The organism is Streptococcus sp. DD04 (assembly GCF_001578725.1).
Lineage (GTDB): Bacteria > Bacillota > Bacilli > Lactobacillales > Streptococcaceae > Streptococcus > Streptococcus sinensis.
On the sequence record NZ_KQ968977.1, the window covers coordinates 363,806 to 380,368 of the forward strand.

General features: G+C 40.1%; 17 protein-coding genes and 1 pseudogene. All 18 read right to left on the reverse strand.

Annotated features, from left to right (window positions below):
* Positions 1–57 precede the first annotated feature (57 nt).
* Positions 58–1,770: a C69 family dipeptidase gene (locus STRDD04_RS04480; protein ID WP_062199705.1), complete on the reverse strand. Its 1,713-nt coding sequence runs from the start codon at positions 1,768–1,770 to the stop codon at positions 58–60.
* A gap of 323 nt (positions 1,771–2,093) precedes the next feature.
* Positions 2,094–2,957 carry an SAM-dependent methyltransferase TehB gene (gene tehB, locus STRDD04_RS04485; RefSeq protein WP_062199707.1) on the reverse strand — a complete coding sequence of 288 codons (864 nt, stop codon included), beginning with the start codon at positions 2,955–2,957 and terminating at the stop codon, positions 2,094–2,096.
* A gap of 214 nt (positions 2,958–3,171) precedes the next feature.
* Positions 3,172–3,249 (reverse strand): annotated as a pseudogene (locus STRDD04_RS10920) (SsrA-binding protein); the annotation flags it as partial.
* Between the two features lie 20 nt (positions 3,250–3,269).
* On the reverse strand, positions 3,270–3,971 hold the full coding sequence (locus tag STRDD04_RS04490) for a hypothetical protein (protein WP_062199709.1): 702 nt from the start codon (positions 3,969–3,971) through the stop codon (positions 3,270–3,272).
* A gap of 455 nt (positions 3,972–4,426) precedes the next feature.
* Positions 4,427–5,263: an alpha/beta fold hydrolase gene (locus STRDD04_RS04495; RefSeq protein ID WP_062199711.1), complete on the reverse strand. Its 837-nt coding sequence runs from the start codon at positions 5,261–5,263 to the stop codon at positions 4,427–4,429.
* A 14-nt stretch (positions 5,264–5,277) separates the two neighbouring features.
* Positions 5,278–6,279 (reverse strand): NADP-dependent oxidoreductase, encoded by a 1,002-nt coding sequence (locus STRDD04_RS04500; RefSeq protein ID WP_062199713.1) that lies wholly within the window; start codon positions 6,277–6,279, stop codon positions 5,278–5,280.
* A gap of 81 nt (positions 6,280–6,360) precedes the next feature.
* Entirely contained in the window at positions 6,361–6,792 is a 432-nt protein-coding gene (locus tag STRDD04_RS04505) for an Rrf2 family transcriptional regulator (protein WP_062199715.1), read from the reverse strand.
* Between the two features lie 175 nt (positions 6,793–6,967).
* Positions 6,968–7,435, reverse strand: coding sequence for an SsrA-binding protein SmpB (gene smpB, locus STRDD04_RS04510; protein WP_062199717.1), 468 nt, complete (start codon positions 7,433–7,435; stop codon positions 6,968–6,970).
* Positions 7,398–9,746 carry a ribonuclease R gene (gene rnr, locus STRDD04_RS04515; protein WP_062199718.1) on the reverse strand — a complete coding sequence of 783 codons (2,349 nt, stop codon included), beginning with the start codon at positions 9,744–9,746 and terminating at the stop codon, positions 7,398–7,400. The genes smpB and rnr overlap by 38 nt, the downstream gene beginning before the upstream one ends.
* Positions 9,747–9,835: 89 nt before the next feature.
* The gene (gene secG, locus STRDD04_RS04520; RefSeq protein ID WP_037618407.1) at positions 9,836–10,069 is read right to left on the reverse strand and encodes a preprotein translocase subunit SecG; all 234 of its coding nucleotides are present in this window, start codon (positions 10,067–10,069) and stop codon (positions 9,836–9,838) included.
* 41 nt (positions 10,070–10,110) lie between these two features.
* Entirely contained in the window at positions 10,111–10,260 is a 150-nt protein-coding gene (gene rpmG, locus STRDD04_RS04525; protein ID WP_062199720.1) for a 50S ribosomal protein L33, read from the reverse strand.
* Positions 10,260–11,462, reverse strand: a complete 1,203-nt coding sequence (locus STRDD04_RS04530; RefSeq protein WP_331710267.1) for a multidrug efflux MFS transporter — start codon at positions 11,460–11,462, stop codon at positions 10,260–10,262. The genes rpmG and STRDD04_RS04530 overlap by 1 nt, the downstream gene beginning before the upstream one ends.
* Positions 11,463–11,466: 4 nt before the next feature.
* Entirely contained in the window at positions 11,467–12,060 is a 594-nt protein-coding gene (coaE, locus tag STRDD04_RS04535) for a dephospho-CoA kinase (RefSeq protein WP_062199724.1), read from the reverse strand.
* A gap of 5 nt (positions 12,061–12,065) precedes the next feature.
* Complete coding sequence (gene mutM / locus STRDD04_RS04540) at positions 12,066–12,890, reverse strand: DNA-formamidopyrimidine glycosylase (RefSeq protein WP_062199727.1); 825 nt, start codon at positions 12,888–12,890, stop codon at positions 12,066–12,068.
* A gap of 12 nt (positions 12,891–12,902) precedes the next feature.
* Positions 12,903–13,421: a restriction endonuclease subunit S gene (locus tag STRDD04_RS04545; RefSeq protein ID WP_062199729.1), complete on the reverse strand. Its 519-nt coding sequence runs from the start codon at positions 13,419–13,421 to the stop codon at positions 12,903–12,905.
* Complete coding sequence (locus tag STRDD04_RS04550; RefSeq protein WP_062199731.1) at positions 13,414–14,610, reverse strand: restriction endonuclease subunit S; 1,197 nt, start codon at positions 14,608–14,610, stop codon at positions 13,414–13,416. The genes STRDD04_RS04545 and STRDD04_RS04550 overlap by 8 nt, the downstream gene beginning before the upstream one ends.
* The gene (locus STRDD04_RS11425; protein ID WP_231853881.1) at positions 14,598–15,026 is read right to left on the reverse strand and encodes a hypothetical protein; all 429 of its coding nucleotides are present in this window, start codon (positions 15,024–15,026) and stop codon (positions 14,598–14,600) included. Before STRDD04_RS11425 ends, STRDD04_RS04550 begins: the two co-directional genes overlap by 13 nt.
* Positions 15,027–15,039: 13 nt before the next feature.
* Positions 15,040–16,563, reverse strand: a 1,524-nt coding sequence (locus tag STRDD04_RS04555; protein WP_231853882.1) for an HsdM family class I SAM-dependent methyltransferase, incomplete at its 5' end; no start/stop codon positions are given.

A 16,563-nucleotide genomic window follows, 5' to 3' on the forward strand; every position in this document is an offset into this window, starting at 1 on the left:
AAAAAGATAAATATCTAAAAAAGCCAGAAATCAACATTTCTGGCTTGAGTTTAAAATTTAGTTTTGATCTTTTTTCTTGTTAGATCGTCTGAATGCAATAAATCCAGGAATAATCACAACCAAAGCGATAATCAGTAACATACCATACTGATTAGAGTCGTTTCTCTTGGTTTCAGATTGATCTGATTGACCGTCTTTCTTGCTATTTTTGTATTCTGCTAACAAGTTTGCTTTGTTATAACCTTCATAAACAAGATCTGCATCTTTACCTTTTTCCTTCTTAATCTTTTCTTCCATCTCTGCTTCGACTGCTTTGATTTCCTTAAAGATTTTTTCTGAGCGTTCCAAGGCTTCCTTCGTCACTTCTGGTCCAGCGGCTTTGGCTTGTTCATCTGTGTAGTTTGCATATTTGGCATCACGTTCGGTCTGTTCTTTATCCCATTCAGCTTCTTTTTCTTTCCATTTTTCTTGGATACTGTTACCAAAGATTTCTGGATATTTCATAACCATTTGGTCAATATGCCAAACAGTCCAATACCAAGATTTTCCGTCATATTTAGTAGAACGGTTCTTGAAAGCTTCGTAAGTATCTTCTACATTACCATAGAATGGTACATATGGTGTGTTGCGACTTTGTGCCAGACCCAGCCACATAACACCGCCAAAGGCATTTGGTAGGTTTGGTTTGATTTGATAAACGTGGGCGTCGATTACGTTTTCGTTACCTAGCGTATATTTGTAGACATTGCCATCGATCTTCTTACCGACTTCAACTAAGTCATCTGCTTTATATTCTGGCAAGTGTTCAAAACGATTTCTTTGTTCCGCGATCACATCATGAACTGTGTATTTCTTATTTGGATCAGTTGGTTCGCGCAAGAGATCAAAAGCTTCATCGTCATAATTTACTTTTGCTTGTGGATCCATCCACTTGATACCTGCATAGGTCCGTGAACGGTTACGTTCCATGTATTCATCAGGTCCGTAAGATTTAGCAATCATAAAGTTGCCATCTTTATCAGTCTTATAGTTATCTGCTTTTTTAGCTACTTCTTCCACGTCTTTAGAAGCAATGACATTTTCCTTATCGTTCAAGTCAACGTGACCAAGATAGTAAGTATTTGCAAAGACAGCATACTTATTCGTTGGGAACTTGATAGCTACGTATTGGTGACCAGACAGGATTTCCATGTACCACAGTTCATTCTTATCTGCTGCAACGATTATATTTCCTTCTGCTGATCCTTTTTCATCCAGAACTTTCGCAACTGTCTCAATAACTTCACGTGCTGTTTTTGCACGAGGCAAAGCAAGGTCAACTAATGATGCTTCTGGAAGACCATCTTTTACAAGTGGATCTTCTTTTAGCACTTTATCATTTGGTGTTGCTGAAACGGTCGCTGTCATAGCTACACCAAGTTCATTAAAGCCATGCGCAGCGAAGTTTCCGTTACTTCCGTTGTCACGATCAGAGTCGTAGACAGCTGTGTATTTCATTTCATTCGCCAAATGCGGATAGGTAAAGCCATTTGACTCATCTTCTATCTTATCGCCATCTTTATAGGTCTTAGCTGGCACAACTACATAGTTTTGATTGTGCCGACCACCGTCAGGGGCGTATGGATAGTCCTCTGTCCGACCAAATAGAGTAGAGCCATCTGCTGTCAGATCTTTACCGACAATAAAAGCAGAACACGCTTGTGCCACATGAACAGGCAAAAGAGCAACTAACATTGCAAGGAACATTAGTCTGAGCAGTATTTTCTTCATAGTCTATCTCCTTTTGACTATCTGCGGGGCTGGAATCAACTCCCAGTCTAAACAACATAAACCGTAATACCTTAACATTCCTACTTTAGTATACTCTCTTTCTAATCTTTTTGCAAGCGTTTACACAAAATTATGTATATTTTTTATCTAATCTATATTTCCTCTACTTTTTTCTCGAATCAGAGCAGATAAACAAAAAATAGCCCCATCTTATTTAGAGGAAAGGCTATTATTTTTTATCTTATCAGAAAACATCCTGCTATAAAATATTTATAAGCAATTCACTAGAGATTTTGGCAGAGCCGACTTGAGCTTCAAAAAATTTATCTCACTTTTTTAGCCAGCATAGTCGCAAAGCGCAGCTGAATTCGATTGCCGTTTTCATCACGGCGATGGAGGTGGCCAGGATTTTCATTGTACTTGACCAGCTCCCAGTCTTTATAATACTCCGCAAGCTCCCCTTCCTTAAAAGTAAATGGGAAGGGAACAGAGCAAGGGAAGTCCTCTGTATCCATAGCACAGACGATAAGATTGTAGCCGCCAAGCGCTGTATGTTCTTGCATATTGCGGATAATATCTGGAATCCGCTCTGCCTGCAGGAACATAAGTACAACAGTGGAAACGATCAAATCATAAGTCTGGGTTAGACTAGCTGAGTTGATATCGTAGCTACCCACTGGCAGATCCAAATCTTCCTGTTCCACAATGCTACGTAGGATCTCCAGTGCCAGCTCATTCTGATCTACGGCCGTTACTTCAAAGCCTTTCTTAGCCAGAAAGAGGGCATTGCGACCTTGACCGCAACCTAGATCTAAGGCCCGTCCTGGGTGGACAGTCTGCATGGCTTCCAAAACCTCTGAGTGCACTGGATTGCTGCCGTATTTCTTAGGGAAGTAATCCTCAGGCCGACAGTAAAATTCCAAATACCACTCCAAATCATCCGTCAAGGCTTTAACTCGATGCCAAGCTTGGGGCTGGGCAAAAGGATTGTCCTGACCGGCCTCAAAGATGTGCTCAACCAGCTCCTCACCCTCCTCTGACATCTCGATAAACTTAAGACGTCCTTTGAGAACAGTGATTTTACCCCAAGTTCCCTCTTTGGTATTGTGTTTGTTCTTGACCAGTTCGGGCATGGTCTCAGCTGTCCACACTGGCATACGTTTATAGGCTAGTAATTCTTCTGTCATAAAAATCCTTTCTCTGAAAGCCAAATTTCAAAATTTTAACTGTCTTTATCATACTCGAAAAAGCCAGACTTGACAAGTGCTAGGGTATTCAATGTATCACTATCAAAAAAGCAAGAAATGATTCAGTAGTCAATTCTTGCTCATATCATACATTAAGTTTTATTTTATAAATTAAGTCCCCGTATCTTATACGACAGCTTGTCCTGAAGAGCTTTCATCTTGTATTAAAGTTCTTCAACTGCCTTGTCATGTCGCAGTTTTGCTCGCGACATTTGATGGACTCACGCTTGTCTACTCTTAATTCTGTCAGGATCAATTCGTTTCATTTATATTCCCTTCTGATCGTTGTTTTTGAACCCAGGCTTGATATTCTGCATAAGTTGTGAGTGGGGTATCAGAAACCTGACCCTTAGTATCTATACCATAAATCGTCAGTTTCTCTTCTCCCTTAGGAGCCATCCAGTACAAAACTTTGTCAAACCATTCCTCTGGAGTCACGTATTCTTCTTGAGGATAAAGAATCCAATCTCTTTCAGTTATTTTTTTCTCAATTTCAGGATATTCCTCAAAGAGATTGATGTTGGTATCAATAACCTTCCCCTCTGCTTTAAAATCGCTATAAATACTGATGAGACGATCTAATAAATACCCCTTATCTTTTGCAGACTGATCCAGTGTTGTATAATAAAAGTAAGGACCCGCTTCATACATATCTGAACGCTCTTGATACTCTCCTTCTACTTTTCCACTATCAATGTTTAAAACAAAGGTTTTCATATCACCTTGATTATCTTTAACTTCTATATTGATGACGTTCTTAGGATTATTACGATAGCTAAAAATCTTTAAATCAATTGGAAAAAAACTAGAATTATAGTCTGCGACTACTTTGTTTAGATCCACTTCTTTAACGGCTAAGTCTTCTGTTCTATAGTCATAAAGACGGATCTTCCAATAATCTGATTTGGGCATGTTTTTTCTATCGGTTAAATCAACTCCACCTTTATTTGTCATCACTTTCCGCTCGGTTGTATAAAGATAGGTACCACTCCCAAAAGAACCTCTACGCACTAAGACGAATTTTCGTTGATTTCCCCAAAAATATACGTTTTCCTTTATAGAATCATATGTTTCAATGGAATACTCTTTTTTTCAAAGAACTGTTGTAATCCAACAGTACCGACTATAATAAAAGGGATGAGAATTAGACTAGCTAACACACATTGAAAAGCACGCTGATTTTTTAATATCTTCCTCATCGTATCATTTTCCTCCTGCACCAACTCCATTTACATATTTCTTGCTTCTTCATTTTCTCCTCCTTTTCTCATTCATTCTCAGACCTGTTCCCTCCCATTATAGCATAATTCTCAAGTCAGAGTTGAAACCTAAAAAAGACCGGTCGCCCAGTCTTTTATCTTGTATTAAAGTTGCTATGTCCTTTTTTTAACCCTACCATTTTGACTATTTTATGCTGCCAAAAACCTCAACAATTCCTTTGAGAAGTCATCTGCATATTGAAAAATGGAGCCATGTCCAGCATTTGGATAGATAAGAAGTTTGCTGCCTTTTACCTTTTCATGCATAGCATAAGAATTTTCTGTTGGGACTTGCATATCCTTATCACCATTCACAATTAAGGTTGGTTGAGTGATATATTTCATATCGTCTTGTGGAGCTTGGCCCCAAGCCTTGATTGCCTTGAGCTGCGTTAAGAAACCAGCAATTTTCATGTCTTTGTCCTTAAATTGCTCAGTCCGCGCGCCCATACGCTCTAAAATCTTCAAAGCTTCTACTTTACCTTGCTCATCATGATTGTAAAAAATATAGCGTTTTGGGTCAATACGCTCAAGGGCAGCTTTAAACATATATTTGAATGTTTTTCCGGTAACCTTATCCATTTCAAATCCACCTCGAGGACCAGTTCCTGCCAAAATAAGACAATTAACCAAATCAGAATCCATACGCACTATTTCTTGAGCAATCATACCGCCCATAGACAGTCCTAAAAGGTTGATACGATTGTAACCTAAATCACTTATAATGGCGATGGTTTGCTCTGCCATGCCTGGGATAGTCGTTGCAACTTTTCCCTGACTTGCCCCAACACCTGGTAGGTCTAAGACAAGGACATGATGCTCTTTCGCAATCAAATCTAAAAGTTTTGGATCCCAATTGTCCAAGGTCGCAGCCAAGTGAACTAACATAACAAGCGGAAAGTCAGACTTACCCTTGCTAAGTTCACGATAGGCAATTTGATTGCCGGCAACAGAGATGTATTGATTTTTTGTTGTAATGTAAGACATAAACTTCTTTCTAATTATTCAAAGCTGAGAACTGTTTTCCCACGTGAACGTCCATTCGCAACCTTTTCGAGAGCAGCATTCACCTCATCAAACGGGTAAACTGTATCAATAGATGGTTTGATTTCAAGTTTACTGAAAATATCTGCTACTTCTTGTAATTGAGCACCATTACTTTCAACAAAGATAAAATGATAATGAACACCATACTTCTCAGCCATTTTATCAAACTTACGACCAGCAAGTCCTAGCAAGATTTGTTTCCATTTTGGCAAGTTCATTCGTTTAGCAAAAGCACCATTTGGCATCGCTCGAAGAGAAACCAAGTGTCCGCCTTTTTTTATGATAGACATTTGCTTCTCTGTTTCAGCACCACCAAGTGTATCCAAAACATAGTCCACATCTCTGACAGTTTTTGTATAATCCTCCGTCTTGAAATCAATAAAGCGATCTGCCCCTAGGTTCAAGACACGCTCAGAGTTAACGGCAGCACCATTCGTGATGACCTTCAAGCCTTTTGCTTTAGCAATAGGAATCGCCATGCCACCAACACCACCTGTACCTCCAGAGATGAAGATTGTTTTACCAGCTTGAGCTCCCATAAGCTCAAGGGCTTGCATAATAGTCAAAGCCGTCAAAGGCACCGCAGCAGCTTCTATGTCTGTCAAATATTCTGGGGCTTTTGCCAAGGCTTCACTATCTACGCCAACATATTCTGCAAAAGCTCCGATATGATCAAGTGGGAGGCGAGCAAAAACACGGTCGCCAAGCTTGAAGTTGCTGACACGGCTTCCAAGTTCTTCAACAACTCCAACAACTTCATTTCCAGCTGTTTGCGGCAATTTGTAAGGGACAATCATCTTAACTTCTCCTCGGGAAATCATATTGTCCAAAGGATTGACTCCCGCTGCAGTGACCTTAACCAAAACTTGATTATCTGCAATGATAGGCTTTGCTATTTCTGTTATCGTAAGGTTGATGTTCTTTTTGTCGTATTTTGTATGTAGTGCTGCTTTCATTATAATCTCTTTTCTATCCTTTATCTTCTTTGCATCAAGTGCAAGACTGTATTTTTGTTTTTAAAACTAAGATTTTACAAGTCAGTTTCGAACTTGATTAGCTGTTTTATATAAATTATTGATGACATCATCTAATGTTTGATGGAGCAATGCCTTTTCTAGCTGAGCTTCTGCACTAGAGAAAATTGGCGAGACCGCTTCTTGAATATTTTGTCCGACAGGACATTCTTGATTAGCGTTCTGATGCATTTGAAACAAACTAATGCGCTTAACTTCTTGTGTCGCATAATAAATCTCAAGTAAACTCATCTTCTTAGGAGTTTTGCCGAGTTGGTAGCCCGATTTACCTTGATGAGAAATAATTAAACCTGCATTTTTCAACAAGGTAATGACTTTTCGGATATAGCTAGAATTAGTTCCTACACTCGTCGCTAAGTTTTGCGAACTCAAAGTCTCCCTACTCTCACTAATCATTGTCAAGATATGCAAAGCCACTGAGAATTTTGTATCCATAGAAACTCCTTTTCCATAAACTTGTATCTGATACAGGAACAAGTATATCATCTGGATGGTTACTTATCAACTATTATGCTCACTTCTTTTTTTAAAATTAGAAAAATCATCGAAGACAATCGAATAACTGGAAAACTTGCTCCCTAAAATAAAAAAAGACCGGTCACCCGATCTTTCATCTTGTATTAAAGTTCTTCATTTGTCTTGCGATGTCTCGGTTTTGCTCGCGGCGTTTGATGGACTCGCGCTTGTCATAGTCGTGCTTCCCTTTGGCTAAGCCCAGGAGGAGCTTGGCATAGCCATCCTTGAGATAGACCTTGAGCGGCACCAGCGTCATACCAGTGCCCTTGGTCTCCTGCTCCAGCTTTTGGATCTGCTTCTTATGCAGCAGCAGCTTTCTGCGACGTTCAGGCTCTTGGTTCCAGATATTGCCCTCTTCATAAGGCGCGATATGGACATTGCTGAGCCAGGCCTCACCGTTCTTGATTTGGGCAAAGCCGTCTTTGAGATTGATACGGGCTGCGCGGACGCTCTTGATTTCCGTCCCCGTCAGCACCATGCCAGCCTCTATGGTGTCTACGATGGTGTAGTCGTATCTGGCCTTTTTATTTTGCGCGACGACCTTTCCTTCTCCCTTTGCCATGCTTGGCTCCTTTCTTGACTAGTTCCTTGTAAAATGCCTTCTGGCTCTTACCTTTCTTGGACTTCTTATCTTTCTTATCTCTATAGCCTTTTTCTTTGGCAGAATGGCTGCGCTTATCATCCTCACGACGTTTCTTTCTGCCTGACTTGCCTCTGCCAGTCTTGCTAGTCTTTTCTACCAGGTCAAATTCACTTGGCAGGTAGTCAAAGTCAATCTCGCCCGTAGCCTTATCCGCTCGGACCAGCTTGATACGAATCTGCTGACCGACCTTGAAGACCACGCCGGACTTTTCTCCTTGCAGGGTCATAGTCCGCTCATTATAGTTGTAAAACTCTGGCAGGTTGGTGACATGAATCAAGCCTTCGACCGTATTGGGCAGTTCGACGAAGAGCCCAAACTTGACAACACTTGAGACCACTCCGTCAAACTCTTCTCCGATGAATTCTTCCATATACTCAGCCTTCTTCATGGCTTCGACTTCTCGCTCAGCCTCGATAGCCCGACGCTCCCGGCTGGAAGACTGGCTAGCAATATCAGGAATCACTTGCTCAAAATGCTCTGCTATTTCCTTAGACTTGCCATAATCCCGCACCATCCGGTGAACTAGAAGGTCCGGATAGCGACGAATGGGACTGGTGAAGTGAGTATAAAACTCCGCTGCCAGACCATAGTGACCGTGATTGTGCTCAGAGTAGCGAGCCTGCTGCATGGAGCGCAGAAGCATCATGGATAGGACATCCTCATAAGGCTGGTCCTTCACCGCCTCCATGATATCCTGCAGAGCCTGCTGACTCATGGAACTAGCCGTCCCGTATATCCGAATCCCAAAGCTAGAAGCGTAGTCGATAAACTTCTGCACCTTCTCAGCCTTAGGCTCCTCGTGGATCCGATAGATGAAGGGCAGATTTAGCTTGGCAAAATGCTCAGCCACCGTCTCATTGGCCACCAGCATAAAGGACTCAATCATGCGCTCGGCAATTCCCCGCTGACGCAGGACAATATCCACTGGCCGTCCTTCCTTGTTGACCATGATTTTAGCTTCATTCGTGTCAAAGTTGAGCGCACCACGTTTGAAACGCATGCTTTCCAGAATCTCATGCAGACGTACCATGCTGTCAATGCTAGGTACAATGGCCTTGAACTGCTCAGCTTTTTCCTCATCTCCTGCGATGATATCGTTGACATCACTGTAGGTCATACGAAAAGTCGTTTTGATAACAGACTGGGTGATGGTATGCTTGACCACGCGCCCCTTGGCATCAATCTCCATGATAGCCGACTGGGTCAGCCGGTCCACATTGGGATTGAGGGAGCAGATACCGTTTGACAGACGCTCTGGAAGCATAGGCACCACGCGGTCGGTCACATAGACTGAGGTTGCTCGATTGAGGGCTTCCTTATCCAGCTCTGAGCCTTCTCTGACATAGTAGGACACATCTGCAATATGGACACCCAGCTCAAAGTTGCCATTTTTCAGGCGTTTGATATGGACTGCATCGTCCAAGTCCTTAGCATCCGCTCCATCGATGGTAAAGGTAATCTCATCGCGCAGGTCCAAACGTCCTTCAAAATCGCTCTCTGACGGTGCATCCGGGACTCGCTCCGCTTCTTCTAGAACCTTTTCTGGAAACTCGGAGACAATGTCCATGGACTCCAGCACTTCCAATACATCAATGCCAGGGTCGTTGATATGGCCGACCACATCGACCAGACTGGCTACAAAGAAATCATGTTTTTTAGTCGGGTATTTGTCAATGGCGACCTTGAGTACCTCTGTACCATCCAAGACCAGAGCTGGCTTTTTAACATAAATCGGCTGACTGATTTTCTGATTTTTCGAGCGGATATAGCCCGCATACTTGGGCTTTTCCTCATCCAAAACCAGCTGGCCAACTGCGGTGGTCAGGCTGTGCTCCAAAATATCAATAATCTTAGCCTCAGCTGATGTTCCCTTGATCCGGTCTGCCACCTTGGTGATGACTACTTCCACCGTATCGCCATCAATAGCATGATTGACATCATTACGGCCGACAAAGAGGTCATCCTCTTCCTCATTCAAGGTGACGAAGCCAAAGCCATTCTTGTGGGCATGAAAAACACCCTTGAGCGTCAAACGCTCCTGCTTTTTCTTCTCATAAAGCTCAATCCGCCCATTGTCATCAAAACGAATCTGGCGTTTTCTTTCCATCTGGGAGATGGTCTTAACTAGGCTACTAAAAGCCTTGGAAGACTCTTTCCCCAAAGCAGCTGCCAACTCATCTACGCTGGCCTGCTGCCCTTCTTTTAAATATTCAATAATTTCTGATTTCATACTTTCTTTCTATTCATTATTGGTCTATTGACCTTTACTGATCCTCTTTTAGACTTTAAAAAAAGGCCAAGACAAAGTCAGAGCCCATTTTATTTACTAGATAATACCGCCAATACCAAGGCAATCAGCAACCAGAAAAAGATCATAACTCCCGTTAATCGCTGCATGACTGCTTCAAATCCACGTGCCTTAGACCGCTCGAAGAGATCATTGGCACTAGAATCAAACACGTTGCTAGACTGATTTTTGGTTGGCTGCATGAAAATTGCAATAATAATAAAAGCTGATAAAATAACTAAAATTGTTAATAATAGGCTATACATAAACAAAACTCCTTAAAATCCTATCTATTTTATCATAAAATCTATTTAGATTCAAGATGTAAGGTTACTTTTCTTTCCTTGGGGCAATACTTCAAAACCTCAATCTTGTCAGGATGAGTCTTGATGTTTTTGCTGGTCAGATAATTCTGACTGCCGCAACTGGAGCATTTCAAATGAATTTTAACGCGCACTAGATTTCCTTCTTTTTCAATAAATTTCTAAAACAAAAAAGGTTGATGAGGAGACTGACTGCTACTAAACCGGCCGTAGCATAAAAGACTGAATGATAGCCTGCTGTCGCTGCAATGGCCGAGCCAGACATGGGGCCGATGACACCTCCCAGATAAAAGAAGATCTGGTTGTAACTAAAGATTCGGGAAATTCCAAACTTAGGCGTAATCTTGCTCAATAGAGCGTTGACTCCCGGCACCAAAGCTCCAGTTCCTAAGCCAAACAAGAAACGGTAAAAACCGAGCTGAAGAGAGGAGGCTGCATGAGCACAGAGCAGGTAAATGATTATGGAATAAAACTGAGCTAAAACCAGCAGGCGATGATTGCCCATCCGATCTCCCAGCCGACCCAGAAGGCTAGAACTCATCATGCTGGACAGACCCATACTAGAGACAATCAGACCAGAGACAAAAATCAGATTGTCTGTCTGACCTAGCTCCCGAATGTAAAGGGATAAGATAGGGCCAATAGACTGGGCTGCAAACTGAATGACAAAGCTAGTCAGAAAAAGATTCATCAACAGCTTAGGATATTTGATCTGACGTATTAGCTCTCTAAAGCCAATCTCCTCTTCCTTGGTCACTGGGCTAAAATCTTCTTGGATGAAAGCAACCGTCATCAGAGTCGCAATCAGAAAGAAAAAGCCAATCAACAGAAAGACATTGCGGATACCAAAGACTTCAGCAATCACTCCGCCAATCAAAGGCCCCATGAGATTGCCAGCAACAACACCTGTTGCCAAAGTTCCCAGCGCATAGCCAGTCTTGTCCTTAGGAGCCTGACTGGCAATCAAGGCCGTACTGTTGGGAACATAACCAGCAAAAACGCCATTGAGAAAGCGCAGGAATAAAAGCCAAAAAATATTGGGCACAAAGGCAAGGCCTCCCATGGTAAAGACCATTGCCGTAGCAGCCCGAATCATCATCGGTTTACGACCATAGCGATCAGCCAGACTGCCCCAGACAGGAGAGAGAAAGGCCGCTGAAACAGCCGAAAGGGCAATTCCAAGACCAGCATAGTACTCCACTTCGTGACCACGCGCTCCTAGCTGCTCCACAAAAAGGGGCATAAAAGGAGTAACCAGAGAGATGCTGGCACCTGTCAGGAAGTTGCCAAACCAAGCGATTTTCAGATTATGTTTCCAATTTACTTGTACCGTGATAGAATCATCTTCTTTCTGTTTTTAAAAGCTGAGCAACTTGAGCCAAAGTCTCCTCCAGACCCCCATTATTCTCAATGAGCACATCCGCCCTCTTGCGTTTTTCTTGGAGAGATAGCTGAGCTGCTATGCGTTTTTCAGCCTCTTCCAGATTAAGAGCATTTCGAGCCATGAGGCGGCTGAGCTGAGTTTCCTCCGCCACATCCACCAGCCAGATCTGGTCAAACCAGTCTTCATATTGTAACTCAAACAGCAAGGGAACGTCAATAAAAAAGACAGCTTCCGTTTCTGCTAGCAAGTCCCGTCGACGAGCTAGTTCCTCTCGAATAATCTCGTTCTGAAGCTGGCTAGACTGCGCCAAGAGTTCGGGATTCCCAAAAATCATAGCTCCCAGCTTGGGTCGGTCCAAGCGTCCATCTTCCTGTAGGATAGCTGAGCCAAAAGTAGATAAAAGAGCTTGATAAAGTCGGCCCCCCGGCTCCTGTAGCTCATGCACTACCTGATCTGCATCGATGACCTGATAGCCTTGCTGCCTCAAAAACTCTGTCACAGTTGACTTACCCGAGGCAATGCCACCCGTAATCCCGATAATTTTTGCCATGAAAATCACCTCGCTTTTTGACAATGAAGGCAGAGATGAGTACCGCGTCCGCCTAGCTTGATTTTCTCAATGGGACTGCCACAGCGAGCACAAGGCTGACCAGTCTTTCCATAGACCTGCAGAAAATCCTGCATAGTGCCATCCTCACCCAAAGCATTTCGGTAGGTCCGAATGGTCGAGCCTCTCTTTTCAATCCCAAGCTGCAAAACTTCTATAATCTGCTCACGTAGGCGCTTCACTTCAGCAGGCTTCAGACTATCTGCTGGTCTAGTCGGATGAATGCACGCCCGCCAAAGCGCCTCATCTACATAAATATTGCCCAGACCAACGACCAAGGTCTGCTCCAGCAAATAGGGTTTGATGGGCTTCTTGGAACGACTCAAAGCTGCTGCAAAAGGTGGCAAAAGAAAGTCCGAATCTGTCGGCTCAGGACCAAGCTTTCTAGCAGCAAAATAAGCCTCCAGCTGGTCCTTTCTCAAAAGCTCCATGGTCCCAAACTTGCGAACATCCTCATAAACAAGCGTCCCACCATCCGTCATCTGGAAAAAGACATGAGCATGCTTGCGCTCAGGCACCTCATCAGGATAAAAAAGATACTTACCTTCCATTCGCAAATGGGAAACCAGCACTCCACCCGTCAGGTAAAAGAGCAAATACTTACCCCGACGGCCAATCTTTTCAATCGTCTGACCTGGCAAGTCATGAACAAAACTATCCACTCCCGTACTAATCATCTTGGCATAGCGAACCTGCACTTGCTTAATCGTCTTGCCAACAACCAGACGCTCCAAACCTCGCCGAACCGTTTCCACTTCAGGTAATTCAGGCATAGTTCCTCCTTCTTAAAATTTCAATTCAAATTGCAATAATTTTTTTACTTCTTCTCCTAAGATGGTTTTTATATTTTTTAATTTATAAATTTTTTCTACTATATCCTTTTGTATCTCTAAATCAATTTCACCAAAACAATTGAAAGGAACAGGAATTTTGGTATCCAAAATTACATTTCTTTCTATTTTGGTATACTCATTTCTACCATTTTCACCACTTCTTCCCTTAACCTGTTGTCTTAAAAGAGGTTCTAAAATATAAGCAATATAATCAATGTTTATTTTTTCCTGTTTAGGAATTAAAATCATTCTATCAGCATTCAAAGAAAACTTATTATTTATTATAGTTATCTTTCCAGCTATACCATTGACAGAGATTATAGCATAACAACCATCAAAATCAAAATCATTTCGGTATCCAAGAGGAACAGAATTATTAGCTGAGTAGACAGGATACTTCCCCTTGTTATCCAAGCAATATTTTTTCGTATATTTACTAAAACCACGTTTCAAATCAAACAATTCAGCCAAGGTTATATATATATATACATGGAACACCATTCGAATTAAAGTCCAGATTCGATTGAATAAACTGATATCCTTGCTTCTCGATATTTTTTTTCATTTCAAGGATTGTTTGAGAATTTTGTACAATCTGATTTTGCTTTTCAAGGTCAATTTTTCCTGAAGAGGTAAGAGGAAGCACGACCTCTAAATTTTCTATCATAGAGGTATTTAGCTTCGTATACTCATTTTTACCATTTTCTCCTTTTCTCCCTTTAACATGGGAACGAAAAATTGGTTCTAAAACTTGTTTCAAGTATAAAGGGTTAACCTCACTCGCATATTCTTCTCTTATAACTAACGGGCGTACTTTTTCACTTAAACTAAAGCGACCCTCGTGATAAAAAATATAGCCTGCAAGACCATCTATATTGTAAGTCAAGCAGTTTTCAAAATAGCGAACAGGAAATTCACGTTTTCCATCTTTGTCCACAATTACAGCATTATCTTTCACATAACCATAACTTGGTAAATTATCACTACTAGCACCATAAACTGGTATATCACCTGAATTTTCTTTTACAAATGTTTTTGTAAATTTGGAAGAATTTGTTGAGATGGTTAAGTCAAATAAATCTGCAACTTTAATTGAGGTAGTCTTAGGAGTCTCTCCTGACATAATATCTACATTTACAGACTTGATTATCTCAATTTTTTCAGCTAATTCTGCTTTGCGTGCTTCAATTAATTCAAACTTACGAACAATCTCTTCCTGTTTTTTAATATCAAAATGATTATCCAATGTTACTGGAATATCGATAGCAATATCAAGTAATTTATAGAGAGATGCTTTATTTGTCCATGAAAAATTTTGCATTTCTGGATGATTTTTAAGCATATAATAGAGAAATTTGACAGAAATATTATTTTTATATTCTTCATTGAGTAAATATATCCTTGTATCTGCTCCAACTGAAAATTTTTGATTCGCTCTATAAAGTACTGTTCCAGCATTTGCTCCGTTTGAAGTAATCTGTAAACACTCTAAATCGTAGTCGTATGTATCAATATACCCTTTCGTCATATCACCAGTTGTTTTAGCAGAGTATACAGGATAAATCCCTAAATGCTCTGTGATATACTTCAAAGAATATTTTGACTTACCACTAACTGTTTCAAAAAGTTCACCAATAGTTTTCCGAACTACTTCAACCATTCCAACTCCTCCTTGAAATCCTGCATTAGAGAAATCATATCATCAATCATTGCTTGGAACTCATCAATCGAAACGACTTGTTTTTCTTTTTTTAGACCAATAGCAATCTTTTCTTCCTCAGACCACCAATTTTCAATAATCCAACTCTTCTTACTATCTAATTCCTCAATCGGAAGTAATTTTAGTCTAGAATCATCTAAAAGAAAGGATTTAATCGGTTCTTGTAGATTATTTTTATCTTGAAATTGGCGGTAATAATTATACTTGATGACAGCTTGCTTTAAGTCATTTTCTTCAGAATCAAATCGATAAACATCTAAGGTTTCACCAATACTACCTGCAATATAGGTGAAAACAGGATAATCTTGTACGATATTATTTTCAATCTCATTCTCTGTTTTCTTACGAATAGTCATAATGTAAGTTTTTTTAGGTGTGTTGAAAAAAGCGTTTACTGGTAAAGAAATCAAAGCGTCGATAAAAAAAGAGTTCTTTTAACTTTTCTTTTAACTTTTTATTTGCATGATTAGAAAAAATACCATCCGGTAAAACAATATTGGCTACACCACCATGTTTTACGGAACGCATAATCCACTCTAAAAAGAGAGCTTCAACACCACTACCACCATACTTATAAATATCCGTTGCTTTGGCCAGTTCTGACATTTCCTTACTTTGGTAGTAAGGAGGGTTTGCTAAAATTAGGTCGTATCTATTTTCTTCCAATTTTTCCAGAGTACCTAACATACTCTTATGTAAGTAGAATGAATCATTTAATAGTGTTTTCGCAATTGTTTGCACATCTTTAAAACTATTATTTTGCTGGAATAATTCAGAAAAATAAATTAACGTATTAGCTTTAGCAAGAATAATTGTGATATCGTCTTTTTCAGACATCATCTTGTCATAGCCAAAAAATCGAATTTTAGAAGTTAACTTTCCTTTAGAGTAGCTATAACTATCTTCTATACGTTTTTCAACTGCTTCAAGTAAAAACTTTCCAACACCACAAGCAGGATCGCAAATAGTCATTCCCTCAGAAATATCTACCATAGAAACCATTTCGTCTACTATTTTTAATGGTGTAAAAAACTGCCCCATATCACTCTTGTCATCACTATTTTTCATAAAAGTTTCAAACAGTTTTGACTTGAAGTCTTTACTTATATTTAAGAATTTTCCATGTTTTTTATCATATTTTTCAAATTCTAAAATAACAGATTTAAATACTGTATCCGTATTATCTACGCTGACAAATTCGTTTTGTTCATCTCTTTCAATATGAAAAACTTTACCATTGATAATGCTTGTCCCATCCATACCTTTTGGAAACAATTTAACCATCGTCTCTCTAGCACCTTCTAGGTATTTCCCTAAAACATAGGCGGTAGAATATCCTTCCATTTCATATAAAGAAACAATGTATTCAAAACTATTTTCTCCATTTAAAACACCAATATCTGATAAATATTTAAAGAGAAACAACTCAACAAAAGTATATAAAGACATCTTTGCTGATGCAAAAGTTAAATTTTTTAAAATTCTATTAATCTTTTGAGCTAAATCAGTAGGATCCAAAAATTCCTTTTTCAATATCTGATTATTTGTTTCAGAAATAGATAATGAAATATCATTAATGAACTTGACAATTTGTTTGCCATTTTCTTTTGGCTTTATTGCTAAATTAATTTCATTTCCATTCTCATCTAAAATCTTTTCCCCGGTTTTAGGATTAACCCAGATAAAAGAATCACCGTCGCTTACAATATAAATAAGTGCACCCAAAGCTTTAGCGACATCTATCTCTTGTTTAATCGCACCTTCAATATCCTTAGCACTCTTAAATTTACTTGGTATCTTTTGCTCAACATATATAATTACGTTCTTATTATCATCTAGAATTAAAACATCTGGTTTTTTATTCCCAATACTTCTCTCTAGTTTTACATTCTT